Raw genomic sequence first — 17,549 nt, forward strand, 5'->3', positions numbered from 1 at the left:
ACCGCCGAACCGCGCCGGCCGGCGGGCGCTAGAACTGCCACGGGAACGGCGACCAGTCAGGCTCGCGCTTCTCGAGGAACGAGTCGCGACCCTCGACGGCCTCATCGGTTCCGTAGGCGAGGCGAGTCGCCTCGCCGGCGAACACCTGCTGGCCCACGAGGCCGTCATCGACCGCGTTGAACGCGAACTTCAGCATGCGGATCGCCGTGGGCGACTTCGTCAGGATCGTCTCCGCCATGCGCACAGCCTCGACCTCGAGCTCCGCGTGCGGCACCACCCGGTTCACGGTGCCCATCTCCATGGCCCGATCCGCCGAGTACTCCTCCGCGAGGAAGAACACCTCGCGCGCGAACTTCTGCCCGACCTGCTTCGCGAAGTACGCGGAGCCGTAGCCGGCGTCGAACGACCCGACGTCCGCATCCGTCTGCTTGAACTTCGCGTGCTCGCGCGACGCGATCGACAGGTCGCACACCACATGCAGGGAGTGCCCGCCGCCGGCCGCCCACCCCGGGACGACCGCGATGACAACCTTCGGCATGAAGCGGATGAGGCGCTGCACCTCGAGGATGTGCAGGCGCCCGTTGCGGGCCGCGTCGATCGTGTCGCGCGTCTCACCGTCGGCGTACTTGTACCCGTCGCGACCGCGGATGCGCTGGTCGCCACCCGAGCAGAACGCCCAGCCGCCGTCCTTCGGGCTCGGCCCGTTGCCGGTCAGCAGCACCACGCCGACGCGTGGGTTCATGCGCGCGTCATCGAGCGCCCGCGCCAGCTCGTCGACCGTCTGCGGCCTGAACGCGTTGCGGACCTCAGGCCGGTTGAAGGCGACACGGGCGATGCGCCCCGTGACATCCAGGTGATACGTGAGGTCGGTGAGCTCCTCGAAGCCCGGGACGGTGCGCCAGCGCTCGGCGTCGAAGAGTTCGGAGACGAAGGCAGTCATGCCCCAACGCTAACCGACTCGCGGCCGCGACCAGACGAGGTGCCCACGGGGAACGCCCCGTTCCGTCAGGAACTACCAGAGAGGCGGCGCAACAGGCAGCGTGCCGCCGTTCGCGATGAGCTGGACGAGCGTGTTGCCGACCAGCCAGGCGGGCGGCGCACCGAACGGCAAGCCGAGGATGAGCGCGAAGATCGCAGCCCCCCTCGCGCTGTTGAAGATGATGCCCCAGAGCGCCAGGGCGATCGTCAGGAATCCGGCGATTCCCGCCGTGAGCATCCACATCTCGATCTCGAACTTGCGGTCGATGCCGAACAGGTTCGACGCGTAGAAGAACACGAACACGTCCGCGAGCACCGTGATGAGCACACCGAGCAGCGCCCAGTGCCCTGCCGACCAACGGCGCGGGTTGAACGCGATCTCGTACCAGGTGCGCTGGACGAGCGTGCCATGCCGGTGCTGGGGCTTGTCGTATCCAGGCTTGCCGACGACCGACACAGAGCGCGCGGGCTGCCGTACCACCGGCGCCGGGCCGAGGAGGCCGTCGTCGAAGTCCTCGTCAGCCGGCGGAGGGCTGAAGCGAGGTGCGGGGCTGGAGAGATTCGTAGACATAAGGGTTTCGCGTCCGGTGTGACGGATCGATGCCTCAGCCTAGCGCGATCCGGACGGATCGCACCCAGCTCGGCAGCTTGTTCCCGTCCGGCGCGACAGCGGCACGAGCCAGCAGCTGCGGCTCGGACCAGTGACCGCCGCGCCAGCCGTCGAGAAGCGCGAGAGAATGAGCCCATGCAGCTGCCCGACCTGGACGAGCTCCTCGCTCGCACGCACATCGTGACGCTCCCCCTGGTGACGCGTTTCCGGGGCGTGGATGCGCGGGAGGCCGCCATCATCCGTGGCACCCAAGCCTGGAGCGAGTTCTCGCCGTTCCTCGAGTACGAAGACGCGGAGGCCGCGAACTGGCTGCGCGCGGCCCTCGAGTTCGGCTTCGACGCTTCCTTACCCCGGCGCTCTGACGGGGAGGTGTGGGTCAACGCGACCGTGCCCGCCGTCGAGACGTCGAAGCTCGACAGCGTGCTCGCGCGCTTCGACGGCTGCCGCACGGCGAAGATCAAAGTCGCGGAGCGCGGGCAGGTGCTCGCCGACGACGTCGCCAGGGTGCGAGGGGTACGCGAGCGACTGGGCGCCGACGCACGGCTGCGCATCGACGCGAACGGCGGCTGGTCGGTCGACGAGGCGGTCCGAGCGCTCCGCTCGCTCTCGCGCTTCGACCTCGAATACACGGAGCAGCCCTGCTCGACCGCCGTGGAGCTCGTGCAGCTTCGGGGGCGCCTCGCTGGCGAGGGAATCGCCGTGCCGATCGCCGCCGACGAGTCCATCCGCAAGGCCGAGGACCCGCTCGAGGTCGCGCGTCTCGGTGCGGCCGACGTCATCGTCGTGAAGATGCAGCCCCTGGGAGGCGTTCGCCGCGCCGCCGAGATCGTACGCGCGACGGGGCTCCCGGCCACGGTGTCGAGTGCCCTCGACTCGTCCGTCGGCATCGCGATGGGCGCACAGCTCGTCGCGGCCCTCCCCGAGCCGAGGCACGATGCCGGTCTCGGCACGGCGTCGCTCCTTGCGGACGACGTCGTGGCGGAACCACTCCGCCCACGCGCCGGGCGCATCCCGCTTGCCCCGGTGACGATCGACGAAGCAGCGCTCGACCGCCTCGCGTCCCCGGCCCCACGTCAGGACTGGTGGCGCGCCCGAATCCGGCGCTGCCACGCGCTGCTCGCCGCTTCGGCCTGACCTCGGCCTGAGGTCTCGCAGGCCTACAGGCCCGAGTAGGCGTGCAGCCCCTTGAAGAAGACGTTGACGACACCGAAGTTGAACATGACCGTGGCGAACCCGGCGATGGCCAGCCACGCCGAGGGTGAACCGCGCCAGCCGCGCGTCGCGCGGGCGTGGATGTAGCCGGCGTAGACCACCCAGATGATGAAGGTCCACACCTCTTTGGTGTCCCAGCCCCAGTAGCGACCCCAGGCGCGTTCCGCCCAGACCGCACCAGCCATGAGGGTGAAGGTCCAGAGGATGAAGCCGACGATGTTGATGCGGTAGGCGAGGTTCTCGAGGCGCACCGCATCCGGCAGCGCCGAGAGGAGCTTGAGCCGCGACGGGAGACCGGCGCGCACGCGGGCGACGCGACGCGTCTGCAGGAGCTGCGCGACGCTCAGGCCGGCACCGATGGCGAGGCACCCGGTCGCGAGGGAGGCGACGAACACGTGGATGACGAGCCACACCGACTGGAGTGCGGGTGCGAGCGGCACGACGTCGACGTAGAAGCCGAGCGTGGCGATGCCGAGCGTGATGACGGTGAAGCCAGTGATGAAGGTGCCGAGGAAGCGCACGTCCGCCCAGAAGCGGGCGAGCAGGAAGACGAGCACGATGAGCAGCGTCGAGGTCATCGAGTACTCGAACATGTTCGACCAGGGCACACGGTCGGCGGCGATGCCGCGGAGGACCGTGGCCGCGAGGTGCACGAGGAAGGCCGCGACCGTGAGCCACATGGCGATCCGAAGCGACGGGGTCGCCCTCGTGTCGCGCCAGGCATCACCCGATTCGGTGCGAGTGGATGCGAGCGAGACGGAGCTCGAGGGGTCCTCCGTCGTGTAGCTGGCCGGTTCCGCCATCTCTCGCTCGCGCGCTGCTGTGTCGTACGTGCTCGCGCCCGCCGAACCGGCGGCCGCGCCGACGAGTGCGTTGCGACGCGCGGCGGTCGCTCCGACGGCGGACTGCCGCTCGGTGCGTTCGGCGGCCCGCGCGCTGCGTCCCGCCAGATCGAGGGAGAACGCGATGAACGCGACCGCGTAGACCGCCATGGCGATGTAGAGGAGCAGGTTCGACCAGCTGGACAGCGTTTCGATCATGGAGCTTCCTGAGTGGGAGAAGAGGCGAGCGCCGCGCCTTGGTTGCCGGCGCCGGGTTCTGAGCTTTGGGTGGGCTCGGTTCGTTGAGAGCCCGAAGAGTCGCGGGCCGGCGACGCGGGTTCGGCTAAGCCTACGATTTTTCTCGTGTGCAGGTCGAGGAGATCGTTGACGGCCGCTGCCAGCTGCGGGTCGTCGCCGCGGGCGAGGCCCGCGTACTCGACGAGCACGGTGCCGTCGGCGCGCGTGGTGGCCTTCACCCACATGCGGCGCCGTGGCACGAGCAGTGACGTGAAGAGCCCGCCGATGATGAGCACCGCGAAGATGAGGACCGGGATCTGCGTCGGGTCGTCGTGCACGTCGAACGAGGCGTAGCGGGGAACCTCGCCGAGTTCGATGGTGCCGAGACCGTTCGGGAGCTCGGCCGTCTCCCCGGGGCGCAGCTCGATGGGCTTGACCTCGAGATCGCGTGCGGCGATCGGTGTGAGCGTGTCGGTGTCGAGCGTGTAGACGGACCTCGGCACCCCCTCGTCGAGGCCGAGGTCGCCCGAGTAGACGTTGAGCGTCAGCATCGGGTCGCGAAGGTCGGGGTGGTTGGAGGTGAGGGCACCCGACTCGAGCTCCACCGCCGACGGGTAGAAGAAGCCGAGCATGCCGATCTGCTCGTCGAGTCCATCCGGAACCTTCACGACGCCCATGGAGGTGAGGAAGGAGTCCTGCGGAAGGAACGGCACGAAGTCGGAGAACACGGCGTTGCCGTCTGGGTCTCGCACGGTGATCTCCGGGGCGTACCCGTTGCCGAGGAGGTAGCTGTCGGTGCCCGCGAAGCGAAGGGGGTCGTTGACGCGGACGGTCTCGCTTCTGGCTTCGCCGCCCGGTGTGTTGACGGTCACGTTCGCCGCGTAGTCGGTGGCCTGCCCGATGGCGTTCTGGTTCTCTTCCTCGTACGTGATGTCGAAGGAGTCGAGGCGCATGGAGAACGGCGCGAGCGCGTCCGGGGTGAAGAAGCGGCCAGGGTTGAACGACGAGTAGCTGACGAGCCCGTTCACGAAGGTCTGGCCTTCGACGAGCACCCGCTGCCCTGACCAGGTGTAGCCGCCGCCGATGCCGACCGCGACGATGATGCCGACCATGGCGGAGTGGAACACCAGGTTGCCGGTCTCGCGCATGTACCCGCGCTCCGCGGAGACCGAGACCCCGCGCCTGCCGTCGTCGAAGATGACCGTGCGGTACCTCTTGTCGCGCAGCACCTTGGCGGCTTCGTCGATGACGGCACCGCGCTTCGGGTCGAGGGAGGCGTCGAGCACCTGCGTCGAGTAGGCGTCGAGCCGCGAGAGGCGCGCCGGGGTCTTCGGGGGCTTCGAGCGCAGCGCGTCCCAGTGGTGCTTGATGCGCGGGATGATGCAGCCGATGAGCGAGACGAACAGCAGCAGGTAGATGGCGGTGAACCACGGCGAGCTGTAGACGTCGAACATGCCGATGTCGTCGAGGAACGGAGCGATCTCGGGGTACGTGTCCTGGTAGACGATGACGCCGTTCGGGTCGCTCGAGCGCTGCGGCACGAGCGAGCCAGGTACGGCCGCGATCGCGAGGAGCAGAAGCAGCAGGAGCGCGGTGCGCATGCTCGTGAGCTGACGCCAGGCGGTGCGCAGCCAAGCGACGAGGGCGGACGCACGGCCGGGCTTCTTGACGCCGCCCGGCCTGTTGGACGTCGTCGCGCCCGCGGCTCCGGATGCGGTCTTCTTCGGCTGCCGATCGCGGGCTTCGAAGCCGTCCTTGCCCGCGTCGAAATGATCAGAGGGGCGCGACATAACCGGGGAGCATCGCGGCGAACGCGAACATGATCTGCTGCCAGACGCCGATGAGCATCAGGAATCCAAGGACGATGAGGAGGCCTCCGCCAATCAGGTTGATGGTTCGGATGTGCTTGCGGAGCCAGTTGACTCCCGTGGTCACGCGGCCGAGCCCGAGTGCGATGAGGACGAACGGCAGGCCGAGCCCGACGCAGTAGAAGAACGCGAGCAGGGCGCCCCTGGACGGGGAGGCCGTCTGCGCCCCGAGGGCCATGATCGCGGCGAGCGTCGGGCCGAGGCACGGGGTCCACCCGATGCCGAAGACCACGCCGAGCAGCGGTGCACCCAGCAACCCGGATGGGGCGAACTTCAGGCGCGCGGTGCGCTGCATGAACGACACCTGGCCGATGAAGACGACACCCATGAGGATGACGATCGCGCCGAGCACCCGCATGACTGCGCCCTGGTACTGGATCAGCCAGATGCCGATCTGCCCGAACGCTGCGCCGGAGAGCACGTAGATGACGGAGAACCCGAGCACGAACAGGGTCGCGCCGAACGCGACCCGGCCTCGACCGGTGGTGAGGCGGGTGACGAGGGAGGGCTTCGCGGGCGCGGTCGACGCTGCGGTGGAGCCTGTGCTCGAGCCACCACCCACGGCTGCTGCAGCAGCTGCCGCGCCTCCTCCGCTGCCCCCTGTGGCCACTGCTCCGATCGGGGTGCGCGAGGTGGTCTTGGCTGGCGCATCCTGAGCGACAGCCCCGACGAGCCCGAGGTACCCGGGGACGACCGGGAGCACGCACGGAGACGCGAAGGAGATGAGGCCCGCGAGGAGGGCGAGGGGGATCGCGAGGAGCAGCTGCCCGCTCACGATGGTCTCGCCGATCGCGTTGCCGGGTGCGATGGCGGTCAGTGCGGATGCTGCGAAGAGGGCAGTGGTCACTTGCTGCTCTCGGCGAGGGTGTCGGTGATCATCGAGCCGAGGATCGACGGGTCGATGGGGCCTCGGATGACCGACGCCACGCGGCCCTCGGCGTCGAGCACGAGCGTCGACGGAATGGCCTGAGGTGGCACGTTGTCCGCGAAGGCGAGGCGGACGCTGGCGTCGTCGACGTCGAGGATCGACGGGTAGGTGATGCCCTGCGTCTCGGCGAACGCCTTGGCCGTCGCGGCCTGGTCGTAGATGTTCACGCCGACGAACTCGACGCCGTCGCCTTCGTGCTCTTCCCACAGCGCCTGCAGATCGGGCGCTTCGAGGCGGCACGGTGGGCACGCCGCGTACCAGAAGTTCACAACGGTGACCGACCCTGCGAGGTCCTCGCTCGACAGCTCGTCGCCGAACTCGGTGATGCCACCGAATTCGATCGGCGCCTGGCGCTCTTCCGCTGGGAAGATCTCGTAGCTGCCGTCGCTCGCCACGGTGCCTGCTCCAGCGTCGCGTGCCTGATCGGCGAGGTCTTCGCTCGGGGCGCACGCGGCCAGCAGGAGCATCGTCGCAACACCCAACGAGGCGAACGCGACGCGGAGGGGTCGGGCAGAGCGCGACATCTTCACGCTCTCTGAGCGGATGGTCACACGGCTCCCTCATCGGTGGCGGCGCTGAGTTCCTGCGCCGCCGGTTCGCGGTAGTCGGCTTCCACGAAGCCGGTTGCGGGGTGGTACTCCAGCGTCGTGATGCTCGAGAGCGAGCACCGCCGGTGCTTCGGGTTGTGCGGGAGCGGCTCTTTCGAGAGCGCTCGGTGCACCATCCAGATCGGCAGCTGGTGAGAGACCACGATAACATCGCCGCCGTCAGCGAGCTCTGCGCCGTCGAGCACCGCCTGGCGCATGCGGGCGACGATGGACTTGTACGCCTCACCCCAGCTGGGACGCAGCGGGTTGACGAGCTTCGGCCACGATCCTGGGCGACGCAGCGCGCCGTACTTGCCCGTCATTCGCCTGCCCTCGAACGCGTTCGTGGGTTCGATGACCCGCTCGTCGATGACCGGTTCGAGCCCGAACAGCTCGGCGATGGGCGCCGCAGACTCGCGGGTCCTCTGCAGCGGAGAGACGACGAGTCGGGTCGCCGGTACGGCACGGGCGTGCAGGTCTTCTGCGGTCACGCGCGCCATGCGGGCGCCGAGCTCCGAGAGCCCGAAGCCTGGGAGCCGCCCGTAGAGGAGCCCGTTGGGGTTTTCGACCTCGCCGTGGCGGACGAGGTGGATTCGCTGTGCCGCCATGCAATCCAGTCTACGAACCGCCACCGACACTCAGGCACAGGATGCGCATCCGCGACCCAAGCCGTGCCTTGTTCTCTTCCCGCTCGCACGCACGTGCGCCTCGGGTACCCTTGACCGGTGACTGATCGCGCCCTCATCTCCTCCCTTTCCACGCTCGAAGACGGCCCCGTGCTTGTGCAGGGGTGGGTCGATACGGTTCGAGACCAGAAGAAGGTGCAGTTCGTCGTCCTCCGTGACGAGAGCGGCGCCGTGCAGCTCGTGAACCCGCGTGCCGAGGGCCGTGAGGCGATCTCCGACACGATCTCCGCGCTCGCGCAGGGCAGCTTCATCTCCGTGCGCGGCCAGAAGAAGGCCGACGAGCGCGTGAAGCTCGGCGGGCTCGAGGTCAAGGTCGACGAGATCGTCGTCGAGACCGCCGCGCTCCCCGAGACGCCCATCGCCGAGGACACGTCGATCGACAAGCGCCTCGACTGGCGCTTCCTCGACCTGCGCATCCCGCGCAACGCCCTCATCTTCCGCATCCAGACGACGTTCGCGCACGCGTTCCGCACGTACTGGGTGGAGAACGGCTACGTCGAGCTCTTCACGCCGAAACTCATGGCGTCGGCGTCCGAGTCGAAGGCGGAGCTCTTCAAGGTCGACTACTTCGAGACGAGCGCGTACCTCGCGCAGAGCCCTCAGTTCTTCAAGCAGATGGCGATGAGCTCGGGCCTCGGGAAGATCTTCGAGATCGGGCCCGTGTTCCGGGCCGACCCGTCGTTCACGTCGCGCCACGCGACCGAGTTCACCGGCATCGACGCCGAGGTGAGCTGGATCGAGTCGCACGAGGACGTCATGCAGATGCAGGAGCAGCTCATGGTTGCTGGCCTGCAGGCGGTCAAGGATGCGCACGGCGAGGAGATCAAGGCGCTCTTCGACGTCGACATCGTCGTGCCGTCGCTGCCGTTCCCGCGTATCCCGCTGCTCGAGGCTCGCGAGATCGTCGAGGCGCGTGGCCACAAGCTGGAGCGCAACGACCTCGACCTCGACCCCGAGGGTGAGCGTCAGATCGCGGCGCACGTGCAGGAGACGTTCGGGCACGAGTTCGTGTTCCTCACGGACTACCCGGCATCGATCCGCCCGTTCTACCACATGCGCCACGAGGGCGACGAGTCGCTCACGAAGAGCTACGACCTCATCTGGAACGGCGTCGAGATCTCGACGGGCGCCCAGCGCGAGCACCGTGTGGACGTGCTCGAGGAGCAGGCGAAGCAGAAGGGCATGGAGGTCGACGAGCTCGGCTTCTACCTCGACTTCTTCCGCTACGGAGCACCGCCCCACGGCGGGTTCGGCATGGGCTTCGCGCGCATTCTGATGCTGATGCTGCACCAGACGACGCTGCGCGAGGTCACGTACCTGTTCCGCGGCCCGAACCGCCTGCAGCCGTAGGTCTCATCGCGCTGCGCGCAACCAGGCAGCGACCTCAGAGCCGTCCGCGATCTCTCGCGGGCGGCTCTGCTGCGTCCGACGTCAGCCGCACTGCGTCACCTCGTGGCCTGGCGGGGGTGGTGCGCAGGGCAGGTCGTCACCGCGACGGTTGGTGCTGTCGCGCACGTCGGGGCTCGACTCGAAGGGGCCATCGGGGCTGAAGAGCACGCCGAGGTGGTAGTCGGCATGGTCCCGGAACCAGAGGCAGGCGCCGCCTGGCGAGTCCTTCAGCTCTTCCCACGCCTCCCAGAGCCCCCCGAGACGGAGCACCGCCTCGGGTGAGTCCCACCAGCGGGCCGACCAGACTCGCGTGCGCCCGTCCACTCGGCGGGCGCACGCTCGGCTCACGAACTGGCGCACGAAGTCGTCGAGGCACGCGAACTGGCTGGCGGACGCGCTCCCACCGCCTGGGTGCGTCTCATCGTCGCTCATCGCCGCTCCCCCGCGCGCACTGGTGCGTCCAGAGCTGGGGCGGGATCCTCACCGGGGCCGTGTTGCGCGATCGAGGCGCGGATACGGGTCGCGTGCGGGCCCTGCATCCACGATCTGGTCTTGATGAGGGTCGGGCGCGCGCCGGATGCGAGGACGAGTGCACGCCCGCGCGGGAGCGCGGCGAGCTCGGAGACGTCGAGGATGCGTTCGCGGTGGAGCTGCCTCGAGACGGTGCGGTGGCCTCGGCCGTAGCTCAGCGAGGAGAGTTCTCTGTCGTGGTCTCCGACGAGTTTGGACAGCTCCTCGAGGAAGGCCGCCTCGCTGACGCCCCCGCCGTAGACCTTGACGTTCGCGGCGGACCAGAGCTTTCGCATGCCTCCCTCGCCCCAGACTTCGACGCCCTGCGACCAGGACTGGAGGATGGTGATGAGCACGATGCCGCGCGAGCCGTAGTGGCTGTACAGGTCGGGGAGGGTGCGCCACCGGCAGACGTTCGCGGCTTCGTCGAGCACGCCGAGCAGCGGCCTGGTGAGTCGACCGGCCGGTGAAACCGCGGCGAGTTCTTCCGCTGCCTCCGCCACGGCGACGGTGAGGGCCGTGACGAGCGGGCCCGTGCTCCCCTGCCCCTCGCGGGAGAGCGAGTAGAGGGTGTCGGTGCCACGCACGAACTGGTGAGGGTCGAACCGCGGTCGGCCGTCAGAACCGGTCCCCGGCGTGATCCAGGAGGCGACGGCCCTGCCGGTCAGGCACGAGGCCATCTGCTGGGCCGTGCCGTAGATGCCGCCGCGCTGCCGCTCGGGTGCGCTGATGACCCCTTCGAGCTGGTCGGCGATGAGCCGAAAGCCGTTGTCCTGCAGGATGCCGATGGCTTCGTCGTCGCCGGGTCGCGTCACCCACCGGTACACCTCGGTGATGGGCTTGCCCGCGAGCGCGCCAGCGAGCAGGAGCGCCGCGAGGAGGTCCTTCGCGGCGGGGTCGAAGAAGGCGTCGGCCCTGGAGCCGGGCTCCCTCGACCCGCTGGCGAAGTGGTCGGCGAGCTTGCCTGCCTGCACCTCGTCGGTGACGTAGCTCAGCGGGTCCCACCACCATCGGGCGACCTCACCCGCGACGGACTGCGGGTCGAAGACCCACACTCGGCCCGTGGCAGCGCGCACTCCGCGGGTCGCGTCGACGACGTCGCGTTTGTTGGAGGTGACGATGACCGCACCTGGTGCCTCGACGATGGCTGGGATGGCGAAGGCGGTCGATTTCCCGGTGCGCGGGCCACTGATGTTGATCTGCATGTCCTCCCATCCTGCGTACACCGGAGCCGGACCCGGGATGCTCGTGCCGAGGCGGACGCCGATCGGGCCGTCGACACCGAGGCGCCGGCTGCTGGCCGTGGCTCCGCGAGCGCTATATGGCAGCGATCTCCTTCCCCCGGCCGAGCAGGGCCGCGGCGCGGTCGAGTCGGCGAGCGCCGGATCGCCGGCGGCTGAGGAGCGTCGCCGCGGTGCCCGCGAGCAGGAGTCCGAGGCTCATCACGACGGCGAGCCCGGTCGCGGTCTCCGTCCAGTGGATGCGGCCTCGCAGCACCTCGAAGAACAGGGCGAAGAGGTTGTCCGGCAGGGCGGACCCCGTGACATCGACCGCGTTGGCGGCGCGCACGCAGACGTTGGTGCCGCCGACGGCGACGACGACCGTGCCGAGCGCGACCCACAGCACGACGGCCTCGGTCGCCAGTCCGCCCGGCCCGCGCTTCCGCGGCGCGCTCACGATCTCGCTCGATCCGGCTCGTGCCCGCGGTCGATCCCCGGAGCGTCGCCGGTCGCCCGGCTCGCCTCGTGCCAGAGCTTGTTCGTGTCGTTGATGCTCGCCTCCGCGGCGGTGAGCTGCACGTCGACCGGGATGCCTGGCCGGCCGCCGACCTTGACGAGGAACTTGCCTCGTCCCGGCGGTTCGGCCTCCCGGCCGCTGGTCGGGTCCCAGGCGGGTGGGTCCTGCCAGCCGATGAGCAGCTCCTGCTCGGCCTGCGACAGCGGTACCGCGGAGGTGAGGCGCGGCATCTCGGCCCCGGGCAGGCCGCCGCAGATGACCATGCCGGCGCGTTCCACGAACCCCTTCGCCTTCATCCGCTCTGATTCGGTGGGCAGGGCGAGGAGGTCGCTCATGGTGTGCGAGATCATGGCCATCCCGACCCCTCGCTGCCGGTTGAGGCGGGTGAGCGCGTCGACGCGGTCGACCATGCCCTTCCCTGCACGGAGCGCTCGCCAGAGCTCATCGAGGATGACGAAGTAGTGCCTGCGGGGTTCGAGCCCCGCATCCGCGAGCACGTTGGCGACGTTGACGGTGCCGAACCCCGCTGACCAGCAGGCGAGGAGCGCCGCCGCCTGCAGGTCGACGTCGGAGTCGTCGATCGAGGAGACGTCGTACACGACGGGCGCATCGCGTCGCATCGGGTTGGTGGTCTGCCGCGAGAAGGTCTCGCCGAGCCTGCCGCCACCGACGAGTCCGATGAGCGACGCCTCGAGGTCTTCCGTGATCGCCTTGTACCGGCTGTCGTCTCCTCGGTCGAGCGCGACCGCGCGCACCTCCGGTGGCCCTGCCTGGACGACTTCGAGGAGGTCGCCGAGCACGGGCACCCCGTCGTGGTGCTCGTCGAGCCATTTGAGGGCCCGGTCGATGATCGTCTCCTCGCGGTCGCTCGGCGGCTGGAGCCGCATGATCGTGAGGAGAGCGGCGACCATCGTGTGCCGGCGACCGTGGGCGTCGGCGAGCACCTGGCTGGCCTCGGCCTCGAAGCCGTTGGCCCTGAGCCGCTTCGCGGCCGCCGTCGCCTCGCCGGGGTCGAGCACGTTGAGGTAGCCACGTCCGCGTCCGAGCGAGATGACCTGGCCGCCGAGGGCCGTGATCATGTCGACGTGGTCGGGCTTCAGGTCGCCGAGCACGAGCGGCATCACGCCGTAGCCGGCGAGACCCGTTGCCATGCGCCGCACCAACGACGACTTGCCGAGGCCTGGTTTGCCGAGGATGAACGCGGACGGGTTGCTGATGAGCTTGGCTCGTTGGAACCACGAGATGGGGTCGCAGCAGAGGGTGGCCCCGGTCTGCGTGTGGCGGCCGAGGGGCACCCCGATCATCGGGGTGCCCGTCCCGACCGCGAACGGCCAGAGCCCGCAGACCTGGACGGTCGTGCCGCGCCATTCATCCGGGGCCTGGACGTAGGTGGATGCGCCGCTGCCGGCGCCGCTCCAGCCTCGCGCGCCCGGGCGCGCTTGGGTTCTCTGGCGCGCCTGCGCGGGTCGCTTCGCCGTCTTCTGGTGTGATCGCTTCATAGTTTCTCTCGCAGTTCGCTTGGCACTCGCAGGTGCTTGCTGAGGACGAGGCCGAGCGGCAGCGCCGCGGCGAAGGCCGAGTCCTGGGATCCGTAGACGGGTCGGAGGCGGAGGCGTGCGGTCGCGGCGAGGTTGTCGATGGCCGCTCGCGCGTCGAGCTCGTGCTCCGCGTCGAGCACCGTCGCCGTGACGAGTGCCCCGAAGTTCACGAGGCCTGCTCCGGAGGCCTCCTCGCTGGCGGTCGCCGCCGCCGCCCGCACGGCGAGCGTGTCGCGGGCGGCGGGCTTTGAACTCGACGTCTGCCTGAACTGGGCGGCGCTGAGGTCGGCCTCGACGAGGGCGGCAGCGCGGGCCGCGTCGATGGGCCGGTAGAGCAGCGTCACCCGTTTGCGGGCGATGTCGCGGTGCGGCGCGAGCAGCCGGGCGAGCACGCTCGACTGCACGCTGCCCCTCGGCGCCACGGTCATCGCCCAGGTCGTCGAGTAGGCGGAGTCGTGGCGGTAGCCACCCCAGCTTGCTCGGGCTGCCGCCGGGCCCACGTCGCTCCAGCTGAGCTGCGGGGTCTCGCCGGCGGCGTGCGCTTCGTCGATGAGCACGGCGACGGCGGGATCGTAGGCGACCCGAACGATCTCGCAGACCTCCTGCGCCGTGAGCGGTTGCACGGCGCCGGCGCCGGTCGCCTGCAGTCCCGCGCTGAGGCCGGGGAGGCGGGCCGCGAGCTCTCGCGCCATCTCCTCGGGGGCCCGCCGCCGCCCTCCGGCTCTCAGCGACCCTTGGAAGGTGAGCGCGACGAATGCCTTCACGGTGGATGAGCCCTCCGGGTAGTCTGCGACGGTCTCCTCGAGCACGGCGCGCGCGAAGGCTGGCGCGTTCGGGTCGATGTTCATGGCGACCTCGCGCCGCAGGCGCGTGCCGGAGTCCGGCGCGGTCTCGATGGTCACCGAGGCCGCCTCGATCCCTTGCTCGTCACCGAGGCTCGAGAGCCAGTGGCCCCACTCGGCAACCCACGAGTCGATCTGCTCCTGATCGACGAGCGCCGCGCCATCCGGTTCCGTGCCGAACACGACCGTGTAGCTGCCGGCTGCCGGCGTGAGGAGCAGGGCGAACCGGCGTCCGTGCGAGTCGCTGTGCTCGCTCAGCCTCGTCGGCGCCGCGATGCCGGGCAGCTGGAAGGTCGCCCACGGCACGCGGCCGATCGGGCCGGACCGGTAGCTCGCCTCGCCCCTCGCCCGTGCGAGTGCCCACCCGGAGCGGGCCCCGACGCGTGAGAGGGCGTTCTTGCCGTGCGCGTCTCGCACGACGAGCAGCAGCAGGCACACGCCGATCACCGTCGCCACGATCAGCGCCGCGACGATGCCGGAGATCATGACGGCGACGACCACGAGCACCAACCCGCCCAGGAGGAGCGCCGTGCCCACGGAGCCGAGCCCGAGGAGGCCTGCGGAGGTCGGCTTCCGCCAGTTCCCGTACGTGCGCACCTGTCGTGCCATCGAGCTATCGACCACCGCTCGGCTCCTCTCCTGTGGCGCGCTCCGCGACTGTGATCGCGGCGTCCGTGCCGTATTCGATCGCCTTCTTCACGGGCTGGACGGCCGTGAGCGCCGCCGCAGCGTATGGACCACCCGCGGCCTTGCCGACTGCCGCCACCGCACCGCCTCCTGGCCCTGCGCTCGGGGACGCGGGGGTCCTCGCGGGCCCCGGCGACGGCACCGGTGACTCCGGGGTCGACGGAGATCGGGGCGGCGTCGCCGATGCCCCTGGCGCCCACGCCCCGCTCCGCGGCACCCCCGTTGCCGCCCGCGAAGGGCTGCTGCCCTGCGGCGCAGTGCTCGGTCGGGGTCGCGCGCCTTCCGGTACGCGGTCCGCGACCGCGTTGGCGATGGATGCGCCCCCGCCGCTCGAGGCGAGCGCCCCGACCATGGGCGTCACGAAGCGCATGAGCGCGGGCAGCGCGACGATGGCGAGGGCGAGAATGACGAGCCCCGTGTAGGTGGTCAGAACGGCGCTGCCCTCCGAGGTCGGGGCGGCCCCGCTCATGTGGAAGCCTGCGGCGTAGACGATCGCCGCGGCCGGCTTGTAGAGGATGAACGCGGTCAGCCAGGCCACGCAGCGCTGGAACCACCCTCTGCCGAGCTCCGTGTTCGTCGCAGAGGCGGCGAGCGGCAGGATTCCGGCGAGGATGACGAGCATCCCGCCTCGCACGATCATGAGGAGCACCTGCACCACCGAGACGAGCCCGACGATCACGCCGATGAAGAGGCCGTTGCTGACCCCACTCGCGATCGCTCCGCCGGAGCTCCCGGCAGCACCGCCGGCGAGGCCCGCGACGGATCCCCCGAGCATGACGCCGACGTTGTCCTTGAAGCAGTTCGGGGCCCCGTCGAGGTCGCACTCGAGCGACTCGTCGATGATCCAGGTCGAGAACGAGTCCCCCGCACGCACGAGCAGCCACACGATCGTGAGGCCGACGCTTGCGACGACCACCAGCGTGAGCAGGCTCTTCAGGAGTTCCTGCCCCGGCCGCGCCCGCTGCTCCCACGCCATGCGCGCGCCGCCGATCATGACGGAGACGATGGCGCAGACACCCGCGATCCACCACGTCGAGGACTGCAGGAACGTCGCGGTGTTGGTCGACGTCGCCGGGGCCGTGGGGATGAGCGCAGACACCAATGAGGAGGCGCCCGCGATGAGGACACCGCCCGCGAGCACGGCGAACAGGCGGCCGTGGAACGGAACCCCGTCGCCGGAGCGGATGCGGAGCCCCACCATGACGGCCAGGAACACGAGCCCGATGATGGCGACCGTGCCAGAGATCCAGCTGACGTACCCGAGGACTGTGCCGAGGTGCGCTTCGACGTCGCCGGTCGGCGCGGCGACAGCTGAACCTGCCGCGGCCCCCGTCGTCCCGAGGTCGGGTGTCGGCACGTCGACCCACATGGTGCCGAGCGTCGAGATCTGCTCGGCCACCCACTCGTTGACGTCGTTCTGGAGGGCCTCACGTGTTCGGCTCCACACCGTCGAGGCGATCTCCTTCGAATAGCACGCGAAATCGCCGAGCCCGCAGTCAGCCATCAGGCGCCCCACCGCACGTAGCCGCCGACGTCGCTGAGTGCCTGCAGGCGCACCGGATGCGGCTCGTCGGTCGGGATCCGCCAGTCGCCACCGACCCACTGGAGGTCGACGACGGCGGCGATGAAGTTGCTCATGCCATCGACGGTGACGCGCTGCGCGACGTCGACGCGCGCGGCCTGGCCGTCGAAGGCGAGCATCCGGTAGCCCACGATCTGGAGCCGGATGAGCTCACCCTCGGAGCCCGACTCAGCCCCCGACTTCGACTCTGCGAGGATCGCCTCTCGGTGGGGTCCAGGCGCCAGGGCGTACTCGAGGAGCGGGGCCCGGAGCCCCGCGGTGTTCGACTGCACGAGGAAGTTCGCGGCCGCGAACAGCGCACCTTCCGGCGAACGCTGGAAACAGGACGCGAACCCATCCTCATGCGTCTCTCCCGGACCCGCGGCCGGTGCGCTCGGGGCGAGGTTCACGTCGACATCCCGCCAGTCGGTCTCCGGCGCGATGGCGAGCCGCCATCCCCCCGCCTCGGCGGGGCCCGGCGCCCCAGGCTCGGGCAGCCCGCAATGGCTGGGTGACAGCGTGTCGTCAGCCGCGACGGGCTGGGGACCGACGCTCGCGTCGAGCGTCGGCGTGGAAGTCGCGGACTCGGCCCGCGCATCCGCACCCCCACCGGGAGCCTCACCCCCGAACGCCGCGAGGGCTGAGACGACGACACCGGCACCCACAAGGAGCGCGACGCCGAGGGCGGCCACGACGAAGCCGGGACGTCCCCATGACGTGCCCGAGCTGAGGCGGCCAGATCGGCGCGGCCTCTGCCTGCTGTTCGGCATGATGCTCGCCCGCCGCATGTCAGACGAAGAAGCCGACGAGGCTCGTCGCCGCCGAGATGATGATGACCCCGCCGAGCGCCATGCCGATCTTGCCCGCGTGCTCGCCGCCCTCGCCTCTGCGCGACTGGATGGCCATCATCGTGCCGGCGGCGATGAGGCCAAGCACGCACACCGCGAGCCCGATCCACTTCACCCAGCCGAGCAGGGTCGTGAGGCCCTCGGTGCCCGGAGGCTGCACCGGGTCAGGGTCGGGCAGCGTCGCCAGGTGCGCGGTGGTGTCGAGCAAGATCGCGAGTGCGACGGTCGTCATGATCAGAGGTCTCCTGTCGAGATGAAGGCGCGAGAACGCGCGCCGAAGAGCGACCCAGGTAGGCGGGGTCGGGCGCCGCCGGGGTCGGACCACAAGCGATCGAGTCTGCGCGCCGTGCCTCGCCCCGGTGTCTGAGCCGAACCGTCGACGCCCTCAGATGGCTCGTCGGTGCTGGTGCCGGCTCGGTACAGGAATGGACTCTACGCACGGCCGAAGGGACCGCAGGGAGTTATCCACAGGCCGAATTCGGGGCGCTCCGAGCGACCTAGATTGGTGCT

The 17,549-nt window shown here is 69.9% G+C and carries 17 protein-coding genes; 2 read left to right on the plus strand and 15 right to left on the minus strand.

Annotated elements, in window-relative coordinates:
* Positions 1–28: 28 nt before the first annotated feature.
* Both HDC34_RS00345 and HDC34_RS00350 read right to left on the minus strand, forming a co-directional pair.
* A complete protein-coding gene (locus tag HDC34_RS00345; protein WP_151423960.1) occupies positions 29–940 on the minus strand; it encodes a 1,4-dihydroxy-2-naphthoyl-CoA synthase in 912 nt (303 codons plus the stop codon).
* A 72-nt stretch (positions 941–1,012) separates the two neighbouring features.
* A complete protein-coding gene (locus HDC34_RS00350) occupies positions 1,013–1,549 on the minus strand; it encodes a hypothetical protein (protein WP_179555411.1) in 537 nt (178 codons plus the stop codon).
* A gap of 174 nt (positions 1,550–1,723) precedes the next feature.
* On the opposite strand from HDC34_RS00350, the gene HDC34_RS00355 reads away from it, so the two are divergent.
* A complete protein-coding gene (locus HDC34_RS00355; RefSeq protein WP_179555412.1) occupies positions 1,724–2,722 on the plus strand; it encodes an o-succinylbenzoate synthase in 999 nt (332 codons plus the stop codon).
* Positions 2,723–2,745: 23 nt separating this feature from the next.
* Here HDC34_RS00355 and ccsB read toward each other — a convergent pair whose 3' ends face one another.
* From ccsB to HDC34_RS00380, 5 genes are read right to left on the minus strand one after another with little or no spacing between them, the layout of a single operon-like run.
* Positions 2,746–3,840 (minus strand): c-type cytochrome biogenesis protein CcsB, encoded by a 1,095-nt coding sequence (ccsB, locus tag HDC34_RS00360; protein WP_104310885.1) that lies wholly within the window; start codon positions 3,838–3,840, stop codon positions 2,746–2,748.
* Positions 3,837–5,648, minus strand: coding sequence for a cytochrome c biogenesis protein ResB (locus tag HDC34_RS00365; protein WP_179555413.1), 1,812 nt, complete (start codon positions 5,646–5,648; stop codon positions 3,837–3,839). The genes ccsB and HDC34_RS00365 overlap by 4 nt, the downstream gene beginning before the upstream one ends.
* Entirely contained in the window at positions 5,632–6,516 is an 885-nt protein-coding gene (locus tag HDC34_RS00370; RefSeq protein WP_374757232.1) for a cytochrome c biogenesis CcdA family protein, read from the minus strand. Before HDC34_RS00370 ends, HDC34_RS00365 begins: the two co-directional genes overlap by 17 nt.
* 53 nt (positions 6,517–6,569) lie before the next feature.
* Positions 6,570–7,205 (minus strand): TlpA disulfide reductase family protein, encoded by a 636-nt coding sequence (locus HDC34_RS00375; protein WP_258067938.1) that lies wholly within the window; start codon positions 7,203–7,205, stop codon positions 6,570–6,572.
* Positions 7,202–7,849, minus strand: coding sequence for a histidine phosphatase family protein (locus HDC34_RS00380; protein WP_179555414.1), 648 nt, complete (start codon positions 7,847–7,849; stop codon positions 7,202–7,204). The genes HDC34_RS00375 and HDC34_RS00380 overlap by 4 nt, the downstream gene beginning before the upstream one ends.
* A gap of 117 nt (positions 7,850–7,966) precedes the next feature.
* Here HDC34_RS00380 and aspS point away from each other — a divergent pair, with 117 nt between their 5' ends.
* Positions 7,967–9,277, plus strand: coding sequence for an aspartate--tRNA(Asn) ligase (gene aspS, locus HDC34_RS00385; protein WP_104310882.1), 1,311 nt, complete (start codon positions 7,967–7,969; stop codon positions 9,275–9,277).
* A gap of 81 nt (positions 9,278–9,358) precedes the next feature.
* Here aspS and HDC34_RS00390 read toward each other — a convergent pair whose 3' ends face one another.
* The 8 genes from HDC34_RS00390 to HDC34_RS00420 all read right to left on the minus strand — a co-directional run bounded on the left by HDC34_RS00390 (position 9,359) and on the right by HDC34_RS00420 (position 17,364).
* Entirely contained in the window at positions 9,359–9,748 is a 390-nt protein-coding gene (locus tag HDC34_RS00390; protein WP_179555415.1) for a DUF4913 domain-containing protein, read from the minus strand.
* Positions 9,745–11,031: a type IV secretory system conjugative DNA transfer family protein gene (locus HDC34_RS00395; RefSeq protein WP_257023038.1), complete on the minus strand. Its 1,287-nt coding sequence runs from the start codon at positions 11,029–11,031 to the stop codon at positions 9,745–9,747. The genes HDC34_RS00390 and HDC34_RS00395 overlap by 4 nt, the downstream gene beginning before the upstream one ends.
* Before the next feature lie 112 nt (positions 11,032–11,143).
* Entirely contained in the window at positions 11,144–11,503 is a 360-nt protein-coding gene (locus HDC34_RS17565) for a hypothetical protein (protein WP_257023039.1), read from the minus strand.
* Entirely contained in the window at positions 11,500–13,062 is a 1,563-nt protein-coding gene (locus HDC34_RS00400) for an ATP/GTP-binding protein (protein ID WP_179555416.1), read from the minus strand. Before HDC34_RS00400 ends, HDC34_RS17565 begins: the two co-directional genes overlap by 4 nt.
* Positions 13,059–14,552 carry an SCO6880 family protein gene (locus HDC34_RS00405; RefSeq protein ID WP_179557035.1) on the minus strand — a complete coding sequence of 498 codons (1,494 nt, stop codon included), beginning with the start codon at positions 14,550–14,552 and terminating at the stop codon, positions 13,059–13,061. Before HDC34_RS00405 ends, HDC34_RS00400 begins: the two co-directional genes overlap by 4 nt.
* Before the next feature lie 4 nt (positions 14,553–14,556).
* A complete protein-coding gene (locus tag HDC34_RS00410) occupies positions 14,557–16,134 on the minus strand; it encodes a hypothetical protein (protein WP_179555417.1) in 1,578 nt (525 codons plus the stop codon).
* A complete protein-coding gene (locus tag HDC34_RS00415) occupies positions 16,134–16,961 on the minus strand; it encodes a hypothetical protein (RefSeq protein ID WP_179555418.1) in 828 nt (275 codons plus the stop codon). Before HDC34_RS00415 ends, HDC34_RS00410 begins: the two co-directional genes overlap by 1 nt.
* A gap of 19 nt (positions 16,962–16,980) precedes the next feature.
* The gene (locus tag HDC34_RS00420; protein ID WP_368845302.1) at positions 16,981–17,364 is read right to left on the minus strand and encodes a TrbC/VirB2 family protein; all 384 of its coding nucleotides are present in this window, start codon (positions 17,362–17,364) and stop codon (positions 16,981–16,983) included.
* Positions 17,365–17,549 lie beyond the last annotated feature (185 nt).

It is taken from the genome of Pseudoclavibacter sp. JAI123, from assembly GCF_013409665.1.
Lineage (GTDB): Bacteria > Actinomycetota > Actinomycetes > Actinomycetales > Microbacteriaceae > Pseudoclavibacter.